Source organism: Pseudomonas sp. C9D1 (genome assembly GCF_056491235.1).
Window position 1 is genome coordinate 475,036 of the sequence record NZ_JBSZIE010000003.1, and the last position, 22,647, is coordinate 497,682.

Below are 22,647 nucleotides of genomic sequence, written 5' to 3' on the forward strand. Positions count from 1 at the left end.
ATCCCGCGCCGCTTACTGCCGCGCGAGCCGCCCGTTGTCCGGTGCCAGCTCATGGGTGCTGCGGTAGGGGTTGATGTCCAGCCCGCCCCGGCGCACGTAGCGGGCATGTACCGTCAGGTACTCCGGCTTGAGCAGGCGCTGCAGGTCGAGGAAGACGCGCTCCACGCACTGCTCGTGGAAGTCGCAGTGCTGGCGGAAGCTGACGATATAGGCCAGGAAGCTGGCGTGATCCAGGCGCGCGCCCTTGTACTCCACCACCAGGGTGCCCCAGTCCGGCTGGCTGGTGACCGGGCAATTGGACTTCAACAGGTGGCTGTGCAGCGCCTCTTCCACCACCTCGCCGGCATCGGCACGCAGCAGCTCCGGCTGCGGGTGCTCGTAGTTGGCGATGGCCACGTCCAGGTCGTCGATGCAGGTCCCGGCGGCACGGGCCACGCCTTCGGCTTCCACCTCGGCCAGGCTGCGCACGCGCACCTGCACCGGCGCGCCAGCGGCGGCCGACAGGTCCTTCTCCAGCACCGCCACCAGCTCGGCGGCATTGGCGAAGGCGCTCTGGTTCAGCGAGTTGAGGTAAAGCTTGAACGACTTCGACTCGATGATGTTCGGCGAGGCCGCCGGGATGGCGAACTCGCCGATGGCCACCACCGGCTTGCCGGACGGGGTCAGCCAGGACAGCTCATAACAGTTCCAGAAATCCACGCCTTTATAAGGCAGGGTCTCCGCCGTCAGCCCCAGCTCGTTCCATTTCGCCACGCGGGAGATGGGGAACAGCAGTTGCGGGCTGTAGGTGCTGATGTATTCGCTGGATTTGCCCAGCGGCGAGTGTTCGGCGGGATGCTGCATGAGGAAGGCGACCTGAGCGGGAAAACCCGGCAATTGTATACAGGCCGCCACCCGCCGCGAAACCCGCGCGGCGCCCGCTCAGAACCAGGCGCGCAGCCCCACCACCCAGGCCCCCTCCTCGTCCGCCTCGCCCTCCTGCCGCAACCAATCGCCGCTGCGCCCATAGGTGCGCTCCCACTCGTAGCCGACGTAGGGCGAGAAGTCCGGCGCCAGCCGCCAATGCAGGCGCAGCCCGGTCTCCAGCGTGCTGCCACCAGCGCCGCGTCCCAGGTCGTGGTCATCGGCCAGGGCCAGGTCGTATTCCAGGCGCGGCTCCAGCACCAGGCTGCGGGTCAGCAGCAGCTCGTACTCTGCCTCCAGGCGCAGGGAGGGGTCGCCCCGCTCGCTGAGGAACAGGTTCGCCTCCACCTCGAACCACTGCGGCGCCAGCCCCTTGAGGCCGAGCACCGCGTGGCTGCGCGAAGGCCCCGGCTGGTCGTCGTGGCGCAGCCCCGCCTGCCAGTCGAAGAAGTCGCTGACCATGCGCCGATAGAGCAGCTGCGTCTCGCTGTCCACGGTCGGCCCACCGGCATCGCGCACGCCTTCGCTCTTCAGCACCAGCTTGTGCAGGTCGGTGCCGTACCAGCCCTCGGCCTCCCAGGCCAGCTGGGCATCATCGCCGTGGAAACGGCTCTCCAGGCGATCGAAGCCGAAGTAGCCGACGGGCATGGCGTCCATGTCCATCGCCAGCGCTGCCGGGCTGGCCAGTGCCGCCAGCAATCCCCACTTAATGCTGCGCATGAGCGGCCTCCCCCTTGCTGTCCATCTCCATCGCGTCGCCCAGGGAACGGCTGCTGCCGTCGGGCGCCTCGACGATCACCTTGCGGAACATGCCGCTGGCCATGTGGTAGATCAGGTGGCAGTGGAAGGCCCACTCACCGATAGCGTCGGCCGGCACATCCACGTCCAGGGTGCTGCCTGGCGCCACGTTGACCACGTGCTTGAGCGGGTTGAGCCGCCCGTTGCCCTTGTCCAGCTGCATCCACATGCCATGCAGGTGCATGGGGTGGTTCATCATCGTCTGGTTGACGAAGCGGAAGCGCACCCGCTCGCCGTAGCGCAGGCGGATCGGCTCGGCCTCTGAATACTTCACCCCGTCGAAGGACCAGAAGTAGCGCTCCATGTTGCCGGTGAGCTTCAGCTCGATGGTGCGGTCCGGCGCGCGGTAGCGGGCATCCGGGCGCATCGCCTTGAGGTCGCCGTAGACCAGCACGCGCCCGCCCTCGGCCTCCGGCGCCACGCCGCTGCCCGGCGCGTAGTCGGGGTTGCCCGCCGGCGCCGACGGCATCCCGTGGCCCATGGTGGCGTGGTCCATCCCGGCCATGGCGCCGTGGTCCATGCCTGCCATGTCCCCCATGTCGTGAGCCATGCCCATGTCGGCCATGGTCAGGCGGCGTGGCGCGCCCAAGGGCGGCACCTCGCCGGCCATCCCCTCGCGCGGTGCCAGGGTGGCGCGCACCAGGCCGCGCCGGTCCATGGATTCGGCCAGCAGCGAGTAGGCGCGGTCCTCGGTCGGCTGCACGATCACGTCATAGGTTTCCGCCACCGTCATGCGCAGGCTGTCCACCGTCACCGGCAACACGTCGTTGCCGTCGGCCTGCACCACGGTCATCGGCAGGCCGGGGATGCGCAGGTCGAAGTAGCTCATGCCCGAGGCGTTGATCAGGCGCAGGCGCACCCGCTCGCCCGGCTTGAACAGCGCCGTCCAGTTCTGCCCGGTGTCGCGGCCGTTGACCAGGAAGCGGAAGCCGCTGACATCGGCGATATCGGTCGGCGACATGCGCATATCGCCCCAGGCCCAGCGGTCCTTCAGCGTCGCCCAGACGCCATCGCGCCCGGCATCGCGGAAGAAGTCCCCAAGGGTCAGCTTCTGGTCGTTGTAGTACTCGGCGTCCTTCTTCAGGTTGGCCAGGGTGCGTTCGGGCTTCTCGTCCTGCCAGTCGAACAGCATCACCGTGTATTCGCGGTCGTAGCGGTACGGCTCGCGGGCCCGGGGCTCGATGACCAGTGGCCCGTACAACCCCTCCTGTTCCTGGAAGTCGCTATGGGCGTGGTACCAGTAGGTGCCCGACTGCTGCAGGCGGAAGCGGTAGGTGAAGGTCTGCCCGGGCTTGATGCCGGGGAAGCTGATGCCCGGCACGCCGTCCTGGTCGTAGGGCAGGATGATCCCGTGCCAGTGCAGCGAGGTGTCGCGGTCCAGGCGGTTGGTGACGCGGATCTCCACCTCCTCGCCCTCCTTGAAGCGCAACTCCGGGGCGGGGGACTGGCCGTTGATGGTCAGCGCCGGCCGGCGGCCATCGCTCAGCTCGACCTGCCCCTCATCGATCACCAGGTCATAGCTGCCACCTAGGGCGTTGGCGGCCAGGGCCAGCAGCCCCGCGCCGATCAGCACCCGCTTCATGGCGTGACCTTGAGGCTGCCCACCATCCCCGCCTGGTAATGGCCGGGGATGTTGCAGGCGAACTCCAGCCCGGTGGTGGCGCTGAAGGTCCAGGTCAGCTCGGCGGTCTTGCCCGGCTCCACCAGCACGCTGTTGGGGTCGTCGTGCTTCATCATCGCGCCATGGTCCATGCTGGCCATGTCGTGGCCCATCTTGCTGTGGTCCATCTGGCCCATGTCGTGGTTCATGCCGGTGGGGGTGAGCATGCCCATCTGCTGCATCTGCAGCATTTCCTTCTGGTGCGCCGCATGCATGGCGGCGTCGCCCAGGTTGAACTCATGCAGCAGGCCGCCCGTGTTCTTCAGCACGAAGCGCACCGTCTCGCCCGCCTTCACCTCCAGGCTGGCCGGCTCGTAATACATGTCGCCGAGGGTGATCTCCACGGTGCGATCGGCCTCGGCGGCCTTGCCCGGGTGACCGAAGGCGTAGCCGCCGGCTGGGGTGCCGGCCAGTACCGGCAGGCTGAAGGACAGGCCCAGGGCCAGGGCGATGAGAGAGGATTTCATAAGGCGCTCCTTGAGTGACGATGACGCCACCTTAAGCACCCCAGGCTGGCGCCTGGCTGACCGCGACATTACAACTTTGTCAGCTTGCGCCACCGACAGCCGCCGGCGCGGTATAAAGCAAGCGTTCCCCGCTACGAGTACTCCATGAAACTGCTGATCGTCGAAGACGAACCCAAGACCGGCCACTACCTGCGCCAGGGCCTGGGCGAAGCCGGCTTCCTCGCCGACCTCGCCAGCGACGGCATCGCCGGCCAGCACCTGGCCCTCACCGGTGACTACAACCTGGTGATCCTCGACGTCATGCTCCCCGGCCGCGACGGCTGGCAGGTGCTGCGCGCCCTGCGCGAGGCCGGCCTGGAGATACCCGTGCTGTTCCTCACCGCCCGCGACGCCGTGGAAGACCGCGTGCGCGGTCTGGAACAGGGCGCCGACGACTACCTGGTCAAGCCCTTCGCCTTCGCCGAACTGCTGGCCCGGGTGCGCACCCTGCTGCGTCGGGGCGCCACCGGCCAGCAGGAAACCAGCCTGCAACTGGCCGACCTGCGCCTCGACCTGCTGCGCCGCCGGGTGGAACGCGACGGCCAGCGCATCGACCTCACCGCCAAGGAATTCGCCCTGCTGGAACTGCTGCTGCGCCGCCACGGCGAGGTGCTGCCCAAGTCGCTGATCGCCTCCCAGGTCTGGGACATGAACTTCGACAGCGACACCAACGTCATCGAGGTCGCCATCCGCCGCCTGCGCGCCAAGATCGACGACGCCTGGCCGACCAAGCTCATCCACACCGTGCGCGGCATGGGCTACGTGCTCGAGGCGCGGGACGCCTGATGCGCCGCCTGTCCCTCGGCGCCCGCCTCAGCCTGCTGTTCGCCGCCTGCACCGCCGCCGTCTCGCTGATCGCCGGCCTGCTCTTCGACCGCGCCAGCGCCGCACACTTCGTCGAACTCGACCAGCAACTGCTGGCCGGCAAGGTCGAGGTGTTCCGCAGCATCCTCGGCCCGGCACGCAACGCCGAAGCCATCGGCCGCCATGCAGACGAGCTGCGCACCGAGCTGGAACGCCACCCCGACCTGGCCCTGCGCATCCTCGGCGCCGACGGCGAACCCTGGTTCGACAGCCAGGCCGTCTCCGGCGCCGGCCATGACCGCCACGGCGACACCGCCTGGCGCCGCTTCGACGCGCCCCTGGAACCGCAGCGCGCGCAATCGCCCCGGCTGGAACTGCGCCTGGACATCACCCACCACCAGCACTTCCTCGAACGCATGCAGCGGCTGATCTGGCTCACCGTCGGCCTCAGCGCCCTGGCCACCGCCCTGCTCGGCGCCTGGGCCGTGCGCAGCGGCCTGCGCCCCCTGCGGCGGATGACCGAAGTCGCCGCCGGCGTCTCCGCCAGCTCGCTCACCACGCGCCTGGCCGACGACCGGCTGCCCGCCGAACTGGCCGGCCTCACCCAGGCCTTCAACGCCATGCTCGGCCGCCTCGACGACGCCTTCCAGCGCCTCTCGGCCTTCTCCAGCGACATCGCCCACGAGCTGCGCACGCCGCTGTCCAACCTGCTCACCCAGACCCAGGTCACCCTCGCCCAGCCCCGCGACGGCGACGCCTACCGCGAAGCCCTGCACTCCAACCTCGAAGAGCTGCAGCACCTGGCGCAGATGGTCAACGACATGCTGTTCCTGGCCAAGGCCGAGCACGGCCTGCTCCCCACCCGCCTGGAACCCCTGCAGCTGGGGGCCGAGCTGGACGCGATGGCGGAATTCTTCGCGCCCCTGGCCGAGGATGGCCAGGTCACCCTCAGCCGCCAGGGCGACGCCCGCCTGCCGGCCGACCGCGCCCTGCTGCGCCGCGCCCTGTCCAACCTGATCGACAACGCCCTGCGCTTCACCCCGGCGGGCGGACGCATCCAGCTCCTGGTGCAGCAGGACGCCGGCCAGGTGCGCCTGGAAGTGGCCAACGACGGCACCCCGATCCCCGCCGAACTGCTGCCGCGGCTGTTCGACCGCTTCTTCCGGGGCGACCCGGCGCGCCGTGAAGGCCAGGCGGAGCACGCCGGCCTCGGCCTGGCCATCACCCGCTCCATCGTCCACGCCCACGGCGGCGCCATCCGCTGCGAATCAGCCGGTGGCTGGACGCGCTTCGTGCTGGAGTTCCCGCTAGCGCCCTGAATCGGGGCCGGCGGGCTGGCAGTCGTAGCTCAGCAGCACATCCACGCCCCAGGCCTGCCAGCAGGACGCCTCCAGCACATAGGTCGAGCCGTTGAAGCGCCAGTCGGAGACCCCCTGCCCCTGGTCCGCATACACGCGCACCGGCACATGGCCCTGGCTCAGCGGCCCGCTCACCGCGCCGAGCATGCCCTGCCCTTCCAGCAGCAGTTGCGGCTCGCCTGGGTCATCCACCGCGAACAGCCAATGGGCGTTGCTGCGCTGCACGTTCTGCGACACCAGCACGCCCGGCCGGCCTTCGCCCAGGTCGACCCGGCCGAACCCCAGGCTCGCCTTGCCCCAGCCATCACCCATGTCCTCGTCTTCGGGCGAGTAGTCGGCCGACTGCGCCACCTGTTGGCGCAGGCGCTGCTGCAGCGCCTCCGGCACCCCGCCCGGGAGTTCCGGCAAGGCCATGCCGCCTTCCGAAGCCACCGGCTGCGCCCAGCGCGGGTCGCTCAGTCCCTCGTCCAACAGCGCCCGCTGGCAGCCGGTGTCGGCCTTGCAGGCCCGCAAGCGCGCCAGCCAGGCATCGAGGGCAGCGGACCACTGCAGGATCGAGCGCTCCGGCGCCAGGCTGCCGTGCAAGCGCACCGCCATCTGCTGCGCCTTCGCCCGCAACTGATCGTCCACACACAGGCCCGCCCAGTCACCGCCCTGCCCCTCCAGCGCCACCCGCCGCTCTTCGGGCGAAAGGTAGTTCGCACCGTTCAGCACGCAGGGCAGGAACGGCAGCGGCTCCGGCAACTGCTCCAGCTGCGGGTCGGGGAAATGGCGCGCCAGCAGCTCGTCGTAACGGGCCAGCACCTGCCCGCTGCGGTCAATCAGCGCCTCGACGCTGCGCTCGTAGGGCAGCGGCAGGGTCACCACCGCCCGCCCCTCATCGAAATCGTCGATCACTGCCGGGTAGCTCGGGGCGATCACCCAGGCTCCCTGGTGATCGATAAAGCCCCACAGGTGATTCTGCGACGAACGCGCCGCCGCCAGGCCCTCGTGGAAGCCGTGGGCATCCTCGAAATCCCCCGGCAGCGGGTAGCTGCCGTCCACCGCCATGAAACGCACCGTGCTCGGCGACTGCACCTGCCCCAGGTTCTCCCCGGTGGGCAGCCGCACCGGCAGCAGGCCCTCGCGCAGGCTCAGGTCGAGCGGCTCGCTGTACAACCTAGGCGCCGGGCCGAACAGCAGCTTCGCCTGCTCATCCAGCAGGCCCCAGCCCCAGGGCCCGTCCGTCGCCATCACCCGCACGCCTTCGTTCAAGGGGTGCACACGGGTGATCTGCAGGTGCAGCCACTCGCTGAACAGCGCCGCCAGGTCCAGTTCCAGGGGCGGCACCGCCTCCAGCGCCTGGGCGCAATCGCCCAGCGGGTGCTGCGCATCGGCCCCCGGCACCGGCAGCCGCCCATCCGCCGGCAAGCGCCCGAGGGCGCGGGCGGAACGGGTCTCCAGCACCCAGGTATTGCAACGGCCGGCCGCGCTGGCCCCCAGTTCCTGGCGCACCCCGGCGCTGTCCATCATGAAATTGCCCCGGCCGCCATCGGGCGCTGCCAGGGTCTGGCCACCACGGTAGTCACGGAGGAAATACAGCCCCTCGACCAAGGGGAACACCGGCTTGCCATCCAGGCCCAGGTAGCCACAGAAGCGCCGCTCGGCCTCCTCGCGGCAAACCATCGCCCGCCCCTCGACAAAGGGCCGGGCAATGCTCAGGCCGGGCGCCACCAGCACCCGCCCCGCGTCATCGGCATAACCCCAGAGCTCGTCACGCTTGAAGGCGAAACGCCCAGCCTGCAACCCGCCGCCCACCTGCTGGAACAGCTGCGGCACCTGCAGCGCCCCCTTCGCCGTCACCAGCATGCAATCGCCACCCAGACGCTGGTCGACCGCCTCGTTGGCGCTCGACCAACGCATGCCGCAGAGCAGCTGCGACGCCGCCTCGGCAGCGCCCGTGCCGCCCATCATCAGCGCCAGGCCCCACAGCAGCGCCTTGCTTCCCTTCACCATGCCAACACTCCCTGCACCCCGTATCGATCGACCACCCGCCGCGCGCTCAACGACAAGCGGCAGCGAATGCTGCGGCGCGACTGTACAGGGCTTGCCGGGGTTTTTCCTCGCTTTGCTGAAGGGTCAGGCGGGACGGCTCAAACGATGCCGCCGTTGACCCGCAGCGTCTGGCCGTTGATCCAGCCGCCCTCCTCGCTGGCGAGGAAGGCCACCACCCCGGCGATGTCTTCCGGCTGGCCGAGGCGCTGCAAGGGCGCCAGGTTGGCCAGGCGCGCCACGGTTTCCGCGTCCTTGCCGTCGAGGAACAGTTCGGTGGCGGTCGGCCCCGGCGCTACGCAGTTGACGGTGATGCCGCGGCCGCGCAGCTCCTTGGCGAACACCCGGCCCATGGCCTCCACCGCCGCCTTGGAGCCGGCATAGGCGGCGTAGCCCGGCAGCGCCAGGCCCACCACGCTGGTGGAGAAGTTGACGATCCGCCCGCCATCGCGCAGGCGCTGCGCGGCCAGCTTCATGGTGTTGAAGGTGCCGCGGGTGTTGACCGCGAAGATCCGGTCGTACAGCGCCTCGCTGGTATCGGCCAGGTCCACCAGGCCAGGCTGGATGATCCCGGCGTTGTTCACCAGCACATCGACCCCGCCGTACTCCAGCTCGGTCTGGTCGAAGAGCACGGCCACCGCCGCCGGGTCGCTGACGTCCGCGAGGATGGCGTACGCCCGGCCTCCGGCCTGGATGATCGAGCGCACCACCTGTTCGGCGGCCTCGGGACGGGCGGCATAGTTGACGACGATCTGGAAGCCGTCGGCGGCGAGGCGTCGGGCGATGGCGGCCCCTATCCCTCGGGAGGCGCCCGTGACGATTGCGGTTCTGGCAGGGTGCGGCATGGATTCCCTCCGGGAGGCCACGGCGACTTCAGGCAGGCCGGGCCTCCACTGGGTATAGCTGGCGGGGTCGCGGCCGTGATGCCGGTCATCCGCCAGGGGCGCCGTCGACGCAGCCAGCCGACGACACGTCACCCGCGCCACCGGCTATTTGCCAGAACTGAGCAGTGCTCCGCTCATTGGAGCGGCCGCTCTGGGAGATAATGGGCGGTCCGTCGCAGTCGATGGCCACCCGCCAGCCCCCTGCCCGAAACCGCCCCGGCAAACTGCCGAAGCGGGAACTACCATAACGACAAGGCCGTAGCCGGACGCTCCCGATGGGCGCCACTGGGCCTGCCGCCCTCGCTAACCCGCGAAGGTGCACTTATCTGCCCGATAACAAGAAAGGGACATCAATGATCAAGAAGTACATCGCCGTCCTGGCCTGCGCACTGACTCTGCCCACCGGTTTCGCCGCCGCTGCGGAGGAAGCGCCCATTACCCTGCGCTTCTCCCACGTGGTGGCCGACGACACGCCCAAGGGCCAGGGCGCGCTCCTGTTCAAGAAGCTGGTGGAAGAACGCCTCGGCAACCAGGTGAAGGTGGAGGTCTACCCCAACTCCACGCTGTTCGGCGACGCCGACGAGCTGCAAGCCCTGGCGGACGGCAAGGTGGACCTGCTGGCCCCTTCGCTGGCCAAGTTCGACCAGTACACCAAGCAGCTGCAGATCTTCGACCTGCCCTTCCTGTTCGACGACCTCGAAGCCGTCAACCGCTTCCAGAAGCGCGCCAAGGGCCGCCAACTGCTGCGCTCCATGGAAGACAAGGGCATCATCGGCCTCGCCTACTGGCACAACGGCATGAAACAGATGTCGGCCAACCGCGCCCTGCACACACCGGCCGACGCCCGCGGCCTGGCCTTCCGTATCCAGGCCTCCGGCGTACTCGAGGCGCAGTTCGCCCAGCTCGGCGCCAAGGCCGTGCCGATGCCCTTTGCCGAAGCCTTCGCGGCGCTGCAAAGCGGCAAGGTGCAGGGCACCGAGAACACCTGGTCCAACCTCTACAGCCAGAAGATCAACACCGTTCAGCCCTTCATCATGGAAACCAACCACGGTGTGCTGGACTACATGCTGGTGAGCAACGCGCGCACCTGGTACGCCATCCCGCACAAGACCCGCACCGAGCTGGAAGCCATCATCGATGAGGTCACCTTTGCGGTGAACCACGCCGCCGAGCAGCAGAACCAGGCCGACCGCCAGCGCATCCAGAGCAGCGGCAAGACCCAGCTGGTCACCCTCAGCCCCGAGGAACGCCAGGCCTGGCGCACCGCCATGCAGCCGGTGTGGGAGCAGTTCACCCCCGAGATCGGCGCCGACATCGTCAAGGCCGCGCAGGTCGTCAACCGCAAGCAGTCGCAGTAACCCGCCTCAGGCCCGGGCCGGCACTTCGCCGCCCGGCGCCATCCCATAGCTGGCCGGGCTGAACACCCGGGTCAGCGCCAGCATCGCCAGCACCATCACCACCAGCACCACCCAGGCGCTGGTGAAGCTGCCCGTCACTTCCCGCAGCCAGCCCGTCAGCCAGGGCGACACCGCATTGATCAGGAAGCCGATGCCCTGCACGAAGGCTGCCAGTTGCCCCGCTTCGCGCGGGTCACGGCGATGGTCGAGGGTGAGGATCAGGCTCAGCGCAAAGCACGCGCCCAGGCCGAAGCCGATCAGCGCCACCCACAGCAGGGTCAGCTGCTGCGGCATCCACACCAACCCGGCGAAGCCCACCGCCTGGGCCGCCAGGCACAGCGTCAGCAGCGGGCGGCGGTCCACGCTGCGTTGGGCCAGGGCCGGCATCACCAACGCGGCCAGCACCTGGAACACCGTCATGAAGGCCAGCAGGGAGCCGCTGCGGGTCGGGCTCCATCCCAGCTGCTGATAGAAGGCCGGCAGCCAGGCCACCATGCTCATGTAGCCGCAGTTGATCAGCCCGAAGTACAGCGCCAGCGTCCAGGCGCGGCGGTCTCCCAGCAACCTCGGCCCGCCGCCCGCCACGCGCGGTGCCGCGCTGCCCGCCATGGGCAGCCACAACCACAGCACCCAGGCCAGGGCCGCCGGCACCAGCCAGAAGCCCAGCCCCGCCTGCCAGTGGCCGAAATGCCCGGCCAGTACCGGGCTGAGCAAGGCCGACAGCCCGCCACCGCTCATCAGCGACGCCGAATACAGCCCCATGGCCAAGGCCACGCGGCCGGCGAACTGGCGCTTGATCACCGCGGGCACCAGTGCCTGGATCAGCGCCACGCCGATGCCACCCAGCAGCGCCGTGCCCAGCAGCGCACTGCCCTGGTCGCACAGCCAGCGGGCCAGGCAGGCAGCGAAGATCAACGCCAGCCCGATGGCCACGCCACGCCGCTCACCCAGGCGCGCTTCCAGGCGCACCGCCGCCAGGGCCACCAGCCCCATGCAGATCACCGGCAGCGTGGTCAGCAGCGCCGTGCCCTGGAAGCTCAAGCCGGTGGCCGCGCGGATCTCGCCCAGCAGCGGGCTCACCGAACCGAGGATCGGCCGCAGGTTCAGCCCCAGGGCCACCAGCAGCAGCCAGGCGACCAGCGGGGTGCGGGTTTCAGCCTTGCGCATGCAGGTCCTTCCAGCGCTGGTAGAGCGTGGTGGCGCCCGCCTGGGGCAGGTGCCGCACCGGCAGGCGCTGCTGCGCCAGGGGTAGCGCCATCTGTTGGTAGATGGCGGCGGTGGAGAGGCCGAAGGGCTCGCCCTCTTCGTTGGCGATGGCGAACACCGCGCGGCTCACCCCGCTCAGGTGCATGGCGGCCAGGCACATCGGGCACGGCTGGCCGCTGGCGTAGATCACGCAGCCCTCCAGGCGCGGGCCCAGGCTCTGGCTGGCGGCACGCAGGGCCAGCAACTCGGCGTGGGCGGTGGGGTCGCCGCTGAGGTGGATCTCGTTCACCGCCTCGGCCAGTACGTCACCGTCCTTCACCAGCAGCGCACCGAAAGGCCGGCCGCCGCGCTCGACGTTGGCGCGGGCCAGTTCCACCGCCCGCTGCAGGAATGCCTGGTCATCCGTCATGGAAATCGCTCCGAAGGTGAGGAAAACCTGCGGATTATGTCCAGCCGGCCAGGTATTCTGAAATTAAATATGACCATGCAAACCAGTGGCAGAGGACATGATTCCATGTTCGACCCGCAACTCCTGCGCAGCTTCGTGGCAGTGGCCGACTGCGGCAACTTCACCCGCGCCGCCGAGCGCCTGCACCTCACCCAATCCACCGTCAGCCAGCAATTGCGCCGCCTGGAAGAGGACGCCGGCTGCCGCCTGCTGGACCGCAGCCAGCGCCGCGTGGTGGCCACGGTCGAAGGCGAGCGCCTGCTGGGCTATGCGCGGCGCCTGCTCGCCCTGCAGGAAGAGGCGCGCGACGCCATGGGCGACCTGGAAAGCGCCGGTGTGCTGCGCCTGGGGGTGCCTGAGGACTTCGCCGCCGAACGCTTGATGCCGCTGCTGGCCGCCTTCGCCGCCAACCACCCCGGCACGCGCCTGGAGGTCACCAGCGGCCTCGGCCCGGACCTGCGCCGTGCCTGGCAGGGCGGCGAATTCGACTTGCTGCTGGTCAAGCAGATGGGCGACAGCGACGACTGCCTCGCCTCCTGGCCGGAACCCATGGGCTGGTTCGACAGCCGCGACAACCCGGTGCTGGGCCGCGAGCCCCTGCCCCTGGTGGCCTTCCCCGCCGGCGGCCTGTACCGCAACGAGATGCTCCACGGCCTCGACGTGCAGGGCCGCCGCTGGCGCATCGCCTACTCCAGCGCCAGCCTCGCCAGCGTCTGCTCCGCCGTCGCCGCCGGCCTCGGCATCAGCCTGCTGCCCCTGCGCATCGCCACCACCCAGCACCGCGTGCTCGCCGCCAGCAGCGGCCTGCCCGACATCCAGGGCGTACGCCTCGCCCTCTACAGCCGCCAAGGCCAGGGCAGCGCCGGCCGTGAGCTGGAAGAGCGCCTGGTCAGGCTCCTCAGCCCAGATGGCGCAGACCTGTAGGGGCATCCGCGACAAACCCACTTTCCCGTGGCGTAGGGTGGATGGCGCTCTTTCATCCACCGAGCGAAGCCGGTCCCATGCACAGAGGCATTGGGTCACCGCACAACCGCATGGGTTTCGCTTCGCTCTACCCATCCTACGGGCTGGTCAGGCTCTGTGGCGGGGGCAGCCAATAACCGCGATGCCCGGCACGAACGCCGTTCGCGAATGAATTCGCTCCCACGACGGATGGACGTGACCGCTGCGTAGGGGGGATGGCGCTCTTTCATCCACCGAGCGAAGTCGATCCCATGCACAGAGGCATTGGGTCACCGCACAACCGCATGGGTTTCGCTTCGCTCTACCCATCCTACGGGCTGGTCAGGCTCTGTGGTGGGGGCAGCCAATAACCGCGATGCCCGGCACGAACGCCGTTCGCGAATGAATTCGCTTCCACGACGGATGGACTTGACCGCTGCGTAGGGTGGATGGCGCTCTTTTCATCCACCGAGCGAAGCCGATCCCATGCACAAAGGCATTGGGTCACCGCACAACCGCATGGGTTTCGCTTCGCTCTACCCATCCTACGAGCAGGATGCAGGGCAACGTGCCAGCCGCCCCGCTCAGGGCGCCGGCTGCCCCTCGTCGTCGGAATCCACCTGCTCCAGCTTCGCCTGCTCCCAGCCGCCGCCCATGGCGGCGATGAGCTGGACGCTGGCGGTGAGGCGGGTGCCGGTGAGGCTGAGCACGGTGCGTTCGTTGGACAGGGCGGTGGCCTGGCTGGAGACCACGCTGCTGTAGTCCTGCAGGCCGGCCTTGTACTGGTTGGTGACCAGGCGCAGGGCCTCGCGGGCGGATTCCAGGGCCTCCTGCTGCACGCCGCTCTCCTCTTCCAGCACGCTGAGCTGGACCAGGTAATCCTCCACCTCGCGGAAGCTGTCGAGCACGGTCTGGCGGTAGCTGGCCACTGTCTGGTCGTAGCTGGCCTCGGCCTGGTCGACCTGGGAGCGGATCAGGCCGCCGTCGAACAGGTTGAGGGCGAACTCGGGGCCGATGGACCAGAAGCGGTTCGGCGTGCTGATCCAGTCGCTCAGGCCGCCGCTGCGGTAGCCGCCGGTGGCGCTGAGGTTGAGGCTCGGGTAGTAGGCGGCCTTGGAAACCCCGATCTGCGCGTTGGCGGCGATCACCTTGCGCTCGGCCGAGGCCACGTCCGGGCGGCGCTCCAGCAGCTGCGAGGGCACCAGCGCCGGCACCTGGGGCAGGCTTGGGACGCTGTCCACCTCGGCCAGGTCGAACTCGGCCGGCGGCACGCCGATGAGCACGGCGATAGCGTTCTCCAGCTGCGCGCGCTGGTACTTGAGGTCGATGGCCTGGGCCTGGGTACTCTTCAGCTGGGTACGCGCCTGGGCCACATCAGCGCGGGTGACGATGCCGGCGCGGAACTGGTTCTCGGTGAGTTTCAGCGAGCGCTCGTAAGCCTGCACCGTGGCATCCAGCAGGCGCTTCTGCGCGTCCATCACCCGCAGTTGCAGGTAGTTCTGCGCCAGCTCGGACTGCTGGCTCAGGCGCACGGCGGCGAGGTCGGCGGCGCTGGCCTGCATGCTCGCGCTGTCGGCTTCCAGCTGGCGGCGCAGCTTGCCCCAGAGGTCCAGCTCCCAGCTCACGCCGAGGGTGGCGCTGTAGCTGTTGGAGATGCCGCCGCTGCCACCGCTGGTGACGGTGGAGCCATCGGACAGGCGCACGGTGCTGCTGCTCCCGCCCTGGCCGGAGCGGGTCTTGCTGGCGTTGGCGCTCACCGAGGGGAAGAACGAGGCGCGCGCACCCCGGGCCAGCACCTGGGCCTGGCGGAACTGGGCGACGGACTGCGCCAGGGTCTGGTTGGAGGTTTCCAGGCGATTCTGCAGGTCGTTCAGGGTGGTGTCGCCGTACAGCTCCCACCAGGCGCCACGGGTCAGGGCGTCGGCGGGCGCGGCGGCCTTCCAGCCTTCGGCATGCTTGAACTGGGCGGGCACGGCATGGTCGGGTTGCTGGTAATCCGGCCCGATGGCACAACCGGCCAGGGCGATGGCCAGGGCCAGCACCGGGAACAGACGGCGGGTTTGCGGACTCATAGCGGTGTCTCCAGCGAAGCGTCGGTACGCACGCCGCGCCAGCGGTTGAAGCGATGGCGCAGGCGGTCGAGGTACAGGTAAACCACGGGGGTGGTGTAAAGGGTGAGGATCTGGCTCAGCACCAGGCCGCCGATGATGGTCACGCCCAGCGGCTGGCGCATCTCCGCGCCCTCGGCGCCGCCGATCAGCAGCGGCACCGCGCCGAGGATGGCGGCCAGGGTGGTCATCAGGATCGGCCGCAGACGCAGCAGGCAGGCGCGGTGGATCGACTCCGCCGGCGACAGGCCCTCGTTGCGCTCCAGCTGCAGGGCCAGGTCGATCATCAGGATGGCGTTCTTCTTGACGATGCCGATGAGCAGGAACAGCCCCAGCAACGAGATCAGGCTGAACTCGCCGCCCAGCAGCTGGATGGTCAGCAGCGCGCCCACCCCCGCCGACGGCAGCGTCGAAAGGATGGTCAGCGGGTGGATGTAGCTCTCATAGAGAATGCCCAGCACCAGGTACACCAGCACCAGCGCGGCGAGGATCATCCACGGCTGGTTCTGCTGGGTGCTGGCGAAGGCGTCGGCGGTACCGCCCAGGCGCGCGACCACGGCGCTGGGCATGCCGATGGCCGCCACCGCCTTCTCGATGGCCACGGTGGCCTGGTCCAGGCTCACGCCCGGCGCCAGGTCGAAGGAGATGCTTTCCGAGGCGAACTGGCCCTCGTGGTTGACCCGGTCCTCTTCCAGGCTGCGCTCATAGCTGGCGAAGCTCGACAGCGGCACGCGCTGGCCGTCGGCGGTGATCACCTGCACCTGTTCGAGGGTGGCCGGGTCCTGGGCGTATTTCGGGTTGACCTCCATCACCACCTGGTACTGGTTGAGGCTGTCGTAGATGGTGGAGATCTGCCGCTGGCTGTAGGCGTTGTTGAGCACCGCCGTGACCATGTTCATGTCGATGCCCAGGCGCTTGGCCGTCTCGCGGTCAACCTTCAGCGTCACCTGCTGGGCGCCCTCGCCTTCCTTCGCGTCGATGGCGGTCAGCTCCGGCAGGGCCTTCAGCGCGGCGGTCACCTGCGGCAGCCAGGTGCGCAGGTCGCCCAGGTCCTCGGCCTGCAGCACGTACTCGTACTCGGAGCTCCGCTGCTCGCGGGAGCCGCCGGTCATGATGTCCTGGTCGGCCATCAGCATCAGCCGGCCGCCGGGCACCAGGGGCATCTCCTTGCGCAGCCGCTCGATGACCTTCTGCGCCGACAGCTTGCGCTCCTTGATCGGCTTCAGGCGCACGATCATGAAGGCGTTGTTGATGCCGCCGCTGCCGCCGATGAAGCCGGCGACGCTTTCCACCGCCGGGTCCTTGAGCACGGCACGACGGAAGATCTCCATCTTCGGCTGCATCACGCTGAACGACAGGCCGTCGTCGCCACGGATGAAGCCGATCAGCTGCCCGGTGTCCTGCTGCGGCAGGAAGGTCTTGGGCACCACCACGTAGAGCGCGACGTTGAGGCCGATGGTGATGAACAGGCTGAGCAGGGTCAGGCGCGGGTGGCGCAGGGCCCAGCCGAGGGTCACGTCGTAGAGCCGGGTCATGCGCTCGTGGATGGCCTCGCTCCAGCGCTGCATGCGGCTGTCCTTGTCCGGCACGTGGGGCTTGAGCCAGCGCGCGCAGAGCATCGGGGTCAGCGTCAGCGACACCAGCAGCGACACCAGGATGGCCGCCGCCAGGGTCAGGGAGAACTCGCGGAACATGCGGTCGATGATGCCGCCCATGAACAGGATGGAAACGAACACCACCACCAGCGACAGGTTCATCGACAGCAGGGTGAAGCCCACCTCGCGGGTGCCCTGCAGCGCCGCCTTGAACGGCGGCATGCCGTCGTTGATATGCCGCGAGATGTTCTCCAGCACCACGATGGCGTCGTCCACCACCAGCCCGGCAGCGAGGATCAGCGCCATCAGCGACAGCACGTTGAGGGAGAAGCCGCACAGGTACATCACCGCGAAGGTGCCCACCAGCGACACCGGCACCGCCAGCGCCGGGATCAGCGAGGCGCGCAGGCTGCCGAGGAACAGGTAGACCACCAGAATCACCAGCACCACGGCGATCAGCAGGGTGCGCTCGGCCTCGTGCAGGGTGGCGCGGATCACCGGCGAGCGGTCCATCGCCTGGTTCAGCTTGACGCTGGCCGGCAGCACTGCCTGCAGGGTCGGCAGCTGCGCCTTGATGCTTTCGATGGTCTCGATGATGTTGGCGCCGGCCTGGCGGTTGATCACCAGCAGCACCGCGTTCTCGTCGTTGAAGAAGCCGCTGTTGTAGCGGTCTTCCACCGCATCGCGGACCCGGGCCACATCGCCCAGGCGCAGGGCCGAGCCTTCCTGGTAGCGGAGGATCAGCGGCGCGTAGTCGGCGGCCTTTTCCAACTGGTCGTTGGCGCCCACCTGCCAATGCCGCGCGTCGTCCTCCACCGCGCCCTTGGGGCGGCGCTGGTTGGCGGCGGCGATGCGGCTGCGCACGTCGTCCAGGGACAGGCCGTACTGGTTGAGCAACTGCGGCTCCAGCTCGACCCGCACCGCCGGCAGCGAACTGCCGCCGATCTGCACCTCACCCACGCCCTTAACCTGGGACAGGCTCTGGGCCAGGATGGTCGAGGCCAGGTCGTACAGCTGGCCCTTCTCCAGCACATCGGAGGTCAGCGACAGCACCATGATCGGCGCCTGGGACGGGTTGACCTTCTTGTAGGTGGGCATGCTGCGCATGCCGCTGGGCAGCAGGTTGCGCGAGGCGTTGATCGCCGCCTGCACATCGCGGGCGGCACCGTTGATGTCACGGTCCAGGTCGAACTGGATGATGATCCGCGTCGAGCCCTGGCTGGTGCGGCTGGTCATCTGGGTGACGCCGGACATGGTCCCCAGCGAACGCTCCAGCGGCGTTGTCACGCTGGAGGCCATGATCTCCGGGCTCGCCCCGGGCAGGCTCGCCTGCACCGTGATCACCGGGAAATCCATCTGCGGCAGCGGCGACACCGGCAACAGCCCGAAGCTCATGCCGCCCAGCAGCATGATCGCCAGGCTCAGCAGCATCGTAGCGACGGGGCGGTGGATGAACGGGGCGGATAGGTTCACGTCCGTGCTCCGCACTGAGCCGGAAGCTGGAAGCTGGAAGCCGGAAGCGAAAAGCTCACCCCCAGACGACTGCTCTGCCCCTTCAAGCTTCCAGCTTCAAGCTTCAAGCTCGCCCCTCTCATACTTCGACTCCGGCGGCACTGCGGCCGGCGAAGCGCCGCGACAACCGATCAAAGACCAGATAAATAACGGGCGTCGTAAACAACGTCAGCACCTGGCTGACCAGCAAACCGCCGACCATCACCAGGCCCAGGGGCTGGCGCAGTTCGGCGCCGGAGCCGGTGGCGAGCATCAGCGGCACGGCGCCGAACAGCGCGGCCAGGGTGGTCATCAGGATCGGCCGGAAGCGCAGCAGCGCGGCTTGGTAGATGGCGTCCTCGGGGCTCATGCCCTGGTTGCGTTCGGCCTCCAGGGCGAAGTCGATCATCATGATCGCGTTCTTCTTGACGATGCCGATCAGCAGGATGATGCCGATGATGGCGATCAGGCCCAGGTCGTTGCCCGACAGCAGCAGCGCCAGCAAGGCGCCGACGCCCGCCGAGGGCAGCGTGGAGAGGATGGTCACCGGGTGGATGTAGCTCTCGTAGAGCACGCCCAGGACGATGTACATGGTCACCACCGCCGCCAGGATCAGCAGCAGCGTGCTCGACAGCGAAGCCTCGAAGGCCGCCGCCGCGCCCTGGAAGCGGGTCTGGATGCCTTCCGGCATGCCGATTTCCTGCTGCACCCGCTCGATCACCGCCACCGCCTCGCCCAGGGCGACGCCGGGGGCCAGGTTGAACGACAGGTTCACCGCCGGGAACTGGCCGATGTGGTTGATCGCCAGCTCCGTCTGCCGCTCCTCGATGCGCGCCAGGGTGGCCAGCGGTACCTGCACGCCGTCGGTGCCGGCGACGCGCAGCTGCTGCAGCGCCTGCGGGCCGATGCGGTCGCCAGTGGCGGACTCCAGCACCACGCGGTACTGGCTGGCCTGGGTGAAGATGGTGGAGATCTGCCGCTGGCCGAAGGCGTCGTAGAGCGCGTCGGTGATGGCGGAAATCTCCACCCCCAGGCGCCCGGCCATGTCGCGGTCGATGTCCAGGTACACCTGCAGGCCCTTGTCCTGCAGGTCGCTGGCCACGTCCGAGAGTTCCGGCTGCTGGCTCAGCGCGTCCACCAGCTTGCCGGTCCACTCGCGCAGCAGGTCGGCGTCGGGGGACTCCATGCTGAACTGGAACTGGGTGCGGCTGACCCGGTCCTCGATGGTCAGGTCCTGCACCGGCTGCAGGTACAGGCGGATGTCGCTGAGCTTGTCCAGCTGCGGCTGCAGGCGCTGGATCACCTCGCTGGCGGTGAGGTCGCGCTCGCCATGGGGCTTGAGGTTGATCAGCATGCGCCCGCTGTTGAGGGTGACGTTGTCGCCGTCGACGCCGATATAGGACGTCAGGCTGGCCACCGCCGGGTCCTTCAGCACCAGCTCGGCGAGGCGCTGCTGGCGCTCGCTCATGGCGCGGAACGACACCGATTGCGGCGCCTCGGTGATGCCCTGGATCACGCCCGTGTCCTGCACCGGGAAGAAGCCCTTGGGCACCGCCAGGTAGAGCACCACGGTCAGGCCCAGGGTGGCGACCGCCACCAGCAGGGTCAGCGGCTGGTGGCGCAGGACCCAGCGCAGGCCGTGGGAATAGCGCTCGATCATGCCGTCGATGAAGGCGCCGCTGACGCGGTAGAAGCGGCCCTGCTCCTTCTCTTCCGGCTCGGGCTTGAGCAGCCGCGCGCACATCATCGGCGTCAGGGTCAGCGACACCACCAGGGAAATCAGGATGGCCACCGCCAGAGTGATGGCGAACTCGCGGAACAGCCGCCCCACTACATCGGCCATGAACAGCAGCGGGATCAGCACGGCGATCAGCGAGAAGGTCAGGGAGATCAGGGTGAAGCCGATCTGCCGGGCGCCCTTGAGCGCGGCCTCCAGCGGCGTGGCGCCCTCCTCCAGGTGGCGGGCGATGTTCTCCAGCATGACGATGGCGTCGTCCACCACGAAGCCGGTGGCGATGGTCAGGGCCATCAGCGTCAGGTTGTTCACCGAGAAGCCGGCCAGGTACATCACCCCGAAGGTGCCCACCAGGGACAGCGGCACGGCGATGGACGGGATCAGCGTGGCGCTGACCCGGCGCAGGAACAGGAAGGTCACCATCACCACCAGGGCGATGGCGATCAGCAGCTCGTGCTGCACGTCGGTGACCGAAGCGCGGATGGTCTGGGTGCGGTCGGTGAGCACCACCACGTCCAGGCCCGCCGGCAGGTTGGCGGTCATCTTCGGCAGCAGTTCCTGGATGCGGTCCACCACCTCGATGACGTTGGCGCCGGGCTGGCGCTGGATGTTCAGCAGCACTGCCTCGTTCTGGTTGGCCCAGGCGGCCAGGCGCTCGTTCTCCGCGCCCTCGACTATGGTCGCCACGTCCTTCAGGCGCAGCGCCGCGCCGTTCTGGTAGGCGAGGATGAGGTTGGCGTATTCCTCCGGCGACTTCAGCTGGTCATTGGCGTCCAGCATCGAGGTGCGGGTCGGGCCGTCGAAGTTGCCCTTGGGCTGGTTGACGTTGGAGGCGCTCACCAGCGAGCGCACGTCGGACAGGTTCAGGCCGTTGGCGGCGAGCGCCTCCGGGTTGACCTTGATCCGCACCGCCTGGCGCTGGCCGCCGGCGATGCTGACCATGCCCACGCCGCTGATCTGCGACAGCTTCTGCGCCATGCGCGTGTCGACCAGGGTGTGCAGCTGCGGCAGCGGCAGGGTCTTGGAGCTCACCGCCAGGGTCAGCACCGGGGTGTCGGCCGGGTTGACCTTGTTATAGACGGGGGGCGCCGGCAGGTCGTTGGGCAGCAGGTTGTTGGCCGCGTTGATGGCCGCCTGCACCTCCTGCTCGGCCACGTCCAGCTGCACCTCCAGGCTGAAGCGCAGGGTGATCACCGAGGCGCCGCCGGAACTGGTGGACGACATCTGCGTCAGCCCCGGCATCTGCCCGAACTGGCGCTCCAGCGGCGCGGTCACGGCGCTGGTCATCACGTCCGGGCTGGCGCCCGGGTACAGGGTCATGACGCGGATGGTCGGGTAGTCCACTTCCGGCAGCGCCGAAACCGGCAGCAGGCGGTAGGCGATCAGGCCGGCGAGGAGAATCGCCAGCATGCTCAGCGTGGTGGCGACCGGCCGCAGGATGAACAAGCGGGAGATGTTCATACGCCGCCTTTTTCAGCCTTGCCGCCCTTCTCGGCGCCCTTGTCCGCGCCTTGCAACTGCTCGCTGGGCTGGGTCGGTACCTGGTCGCTGTCGTGCACCACTTCCACCTCGCTGCCGTCGCGCAGGCGGTCGGTGCCTTCCAGCACCACGCGCTCGCCGACCTTGAGCCCGGCCTTGATCACGGTGCGCTCGCCATCGCTCGGGCCGGTTTCCAGGGCCTGCACGCGCACCTTCTTTTCGCCGTCCATCACGTAGGCGAAGGTGCCCTGGCTGCCGAACTGCACGGCGGCGGACGGGATCAGCACCGACTGCTTGAGGGTGTCGGCCAGCAGGCGCACGTTGACGAACTGGTTGGGGAACAGCGTCTCGTCCTCGTTGGCGAAGCGCGCCTTGAACTTCAGGGTGCCGGTGGCGGTGTCGATCTGGTTGTCCAGGCTCTGCAGCACACCCTCGGCCTGCTTCAGGGTGTCGCCACGGTCCCAGGCTTCCACCGCCAGGGCATTGCCCGCACGGAAGCGCGTGACCACCGCCGGCAACTGGTTCTCCGGCAGGGTGAAGATGACGCTGATGGGCTTGGTCTGGGTGATCACCACCAGCGGCGTGGTATCGCCGGAGCTCACCTGGTTGCCCAGGTCCACCTGGCGCAGGCCGACGCGGCCCGACACCGGTGCGCGCACCTGGGTGAAGCTGAGGTTGAGCTTGGCATCGGCCACCGCGGCCTGGTTGGCCTTCACCGTGCCCTTGTACTGGCCCACCAGGGCTTCCTGGGTGTCCAGGGTCTGCTTGGCGATGCTGTCCTCGGCGTACAGGCCGCGGTAGCGCGCCAGGTCGATCTCGGCGTTCTTCAGCTGCGCCTGGTTCTGCAGCAGCGTGCCCTCGGCCTGCTGCAGCGCCACCTCATAGGGGCGCGGGTCGATCACCGCCAGCAGGTCGCCGGCCTTCACCTGCTGGCCTTCCTCGAAGGCCAGCTTCATCACTTCGCCGTTGACCCGGCTGCGCACGTTCACCGTGTTCAGCGAGGTCACCGTGCCCAGTGCCTTGTAGAACACCGGGAAGTCGCCTTCGCTGGCGGCCGCCACGCGCACCGGCACCGGTCCGCCGAACGCGCCGAAGCCCGGGCGCGCCATGCCGGCGGGGCCGGGTCGGGTGCGGGTCGCCTCCCCTTCCGAGTGCTTGGACGAGGCCGGCCAGAACCACCACACCAGCGCCACCAGGGCGGCCAGGCAGAGGGTGATGATCAGCCAGTTGCGGGAAGGACGGGGGCGCGAGTCTTGTATCGAGGACATGATTCAGGGTCGGTCTGTGCGAGAGCGTGCACGA

Annotated in this window: 16 protein-coding genes; 4 read left to right on the top strand and 12 right to left on the bottom strand. The window is 68.8% G+C overall.

The window, feature by feature from the left end:
• Positions 1-12: 12 nt before the first annotated feature.
• The 4 genes from queF to copI all read right to left on the bottom strand — a co-directional run bounded on the left by queF (position 13) and on the right by copI (position 3,828).
• Positions 13-843, bottom strand: coding sequence for an NADPH-dependent 7-cyano-7-deazaguanine reductase QueF (gene queF / locus ACXI0U_RS29710; protein WP_021219137.1), 831 nt, complete (start codon positions 841-843; stop codon positions 13-15).
• Between the two features lie 78 nt (positions 844-921).
• Positions 922-1,623: a copper resistance protein B gene (locus ACXI0U_RS29715; protein WP_263402916.1), complete on the bottom strand. Its 702-nt coding sequence runs from the start codon at positions 1,621-1,623 to the stop codon at positions 922-924.
• Positions 1,610-3,283: a copper resistance system multicopper oxidase gene (locus tag ACXI0U_RS29720; protein WP_479551255.1), complete on the bottom strand. Its 1,674-nt coding sequence runs from the start codon at positions 3,281-3,283 to the stop codon at positions 1,610-1,612. Before ACXI0U_RS29720 ends, ACXI0U_RS29715 begins: the two co-directional genes overlap by 14 nt.
• Positions 3,280-3,828, bottom strand: a complete 549-nt coding sequence (gene copI / locus ACXI0U_RS29725; protein WP_271660900.1) for a copper-resistant cuproprotein CopI — start codon at positions 3,826-3,828, stop codon at positions 3,280-3,282. Before copI ends, ACXI0U_RS29720 begins: the two co-directional genes overlap by 4 nt.
• A 144-nt stretch (positions 3,829-3,972) precedes the next feature.
• Here copI and ACXI0U_RS29730 point away from each other — a divergent pair, with 144 nt between their 5' ends.
• Positions 3,973-4,653 (top strand): heavy metal response regulator transcription factor, encoded by a 681-nt coding sequence (locus ACXI0U_RS29730; RefSeq protein WP_431484148.1) that lies wholly within the window; start codon positions 3,973-3,975, stop codon positions 4,651-4,653.
• Positions 4,653-5,990: a heavy metal sensor histidine kinase gene (locus ACXI0U_RS29735; protein ID WP_479551256.1), complete on the top strand. Its 1,338-nt coding sequence runs from the start codon at positions 4,653-4,655 to the stop codon at positions 5,988-5,990. Before ACXI0U_RS29730 ends, ACXI0U_RS29735 begins: the two co-directional genes overlap by 1 nt.
• Here the strand turns inward: ACXI0U_RS29735 and ACXI0U_RS29740 are convergent.
• Both ACXI0U_RS29740 and ACXI0U_RS29745 read right to left on the bottom strand, forming a co-directional pair.
• Positions 5,979-8,024 carry a WG repeat-containing protein gene (locus ACXI0U_RS29740; protein ID WP_479551257.1) on the bottom strand — a complete coding sequence of 682 codons (2,046 nt, stop codon included), beginning with the start codon at positions 8,022-8,024 and terminating at the stop codon, positions 5,979-5,981. The genes ACXI0U_RS29735 and ACXI0U_RS29740 overlap by 12 nt on opposite strands.
• A 137-nt stretch (positions 8,025-8,161) precedes the next feature.
• Complete coding sequence (locus tag ACXI0U_RS29745; protein ID WP_021219144.1) at positions 8,162-8,905, bottom strand: SDR family oxidoreductase; 744 nt, start codon at positions 8,903-8,905, stop codon at positions 8,162-8,164.
• Between the two features lie 392 nt (positions 8,906-9,297).
• Here ACXI0U_RS29745 and ACXI0U_RS29750 point away from each other — a divergent pair, with 392 nt between their 5' ends.
• Positions 9,298-10,302, top strand: a complete 1,005-nt coding sequence (locus ACXI0U_RS29750) for a TRAP transporter substrate-binding protein (RefSeq protein WP_021219145.1) — start codon at positions 9,298-9,300, stop codon at positions 10,300-10,302.
• A 6-nt stretch (positions 10,303-10,308) separates the two neighbouring features.
• On the opposite strand, the gene ACXI0U_RS29755 is transcribed toward ACXI0U_RS29750, so the two are convergent.
• Positions 10,309-11,508 (bottom strand): CynX/NimT family MFS transporter, encoded by a 1,200-nt coding sequence (locus ACXI0U_RS29755; RefSeq protein WP_479551258.1) that lies wholly within the window; start codon positions 11,506-11,508, stop codon positions 10,309-10,311.
• Complete coding sequence (locus ACXI0U_RS29760) at positions 11,495-11,956, bottom strand: nucleoside deaminase (protein WP_479551259.1); 462 nt, start codon at positions 11,954-11,956, stop codon at positions 11,495-11,497. The genes ACXI0U_RS29755 and ACXI0U_RS29760 overlap by 14 nt, the downstream gene beginning before the upstream one ends.
• 105 nt (positions 11,957-12,061) lie before the next feature.
• Between ACXI0U_RS29760 and ACXI0U_RS29765 the strand changes: the two genes are divergently transcribed.
• Positions 12,062-12,919: a LysR family transcriptional regulator gene (locus ACXI0U_RS29765; RefSeq protein ID WP_479551260.1), complete on the top strand. Its 858-nt coding sequence runs from the start codon at positions 12,062-12,064 to the stop codon at positions 12,917-12,919.
• Positions 12,920-13,521: 602 nt separating this feature from the next.
• Here the strand turns inward: ACXI0U_RS29765 and ACXI0U_RS29770 are convergent.
• From ACXI0U_RS29770 to ACXI0U_RS29785, 4 genes are all read right to left on the bottom strand, one after another.
• Complete coding sequence (locus ACXI0U_RS29770) at positions 13,522-15,009, bottom strand: efflux transporter outer membrane subunit (protein WP_479551261.1); 1,488 nt, start codon at positions 15,007-15,009, stop codon at positions 13,522-13,524.
• Positions 15,006-18,113 carry an efflux RND transporter permease subunit gene (locus ACXI0U_RS29775; RefSeq protein WP_479551262.1) on the bottom strand — a complete coding sequence of 1,036 codons (3,108 nt, stop codon included), beginning with the start codon at positions 18,111-18,113 and terminating at the stop codon, positions 15,006-15,008. Before ACXI0U_RS29775 ends, ACXI0U_RS29770 begins: the two co-directional genes overlap by 4 nt.
• Before the next feature lie 118 nt (positions 18,114-18,231).
• The gene (locus tag ACXI0U_RS29780) at positions 18,232-21,327 is read right to left on the bottom strand and encodes an MdtB/MuxB family multidrug efflux RND transporter permease subunit (RefSeq protein WP_479551263.1); all 3,096 of its coding nucleotides are present in this window, start codon (positions 21,325-21,327) and stop codon (positions 18,232-18,234) included.
• Positions 21,324-22,613, bottom strand: a complete 1,290-nt coding sequence (locus tag ACXI0U_RS29785; protein ID WP_479551264.1) for an MdtA/MuxA family multidrug efflux RND transporter periplasmic adaptor subunit — start codon at positions 22,611-22,613, stop codon at positions 21,324-21,326. The genes ACXI0U_RS29780 and ACXI0U_RS29785 overlap by 4 nt, the downstream gene beginning before the upstream one ends.
• Between the last annotated feature and the right edge of the window lie 34 nt (positions 22,614-22,647).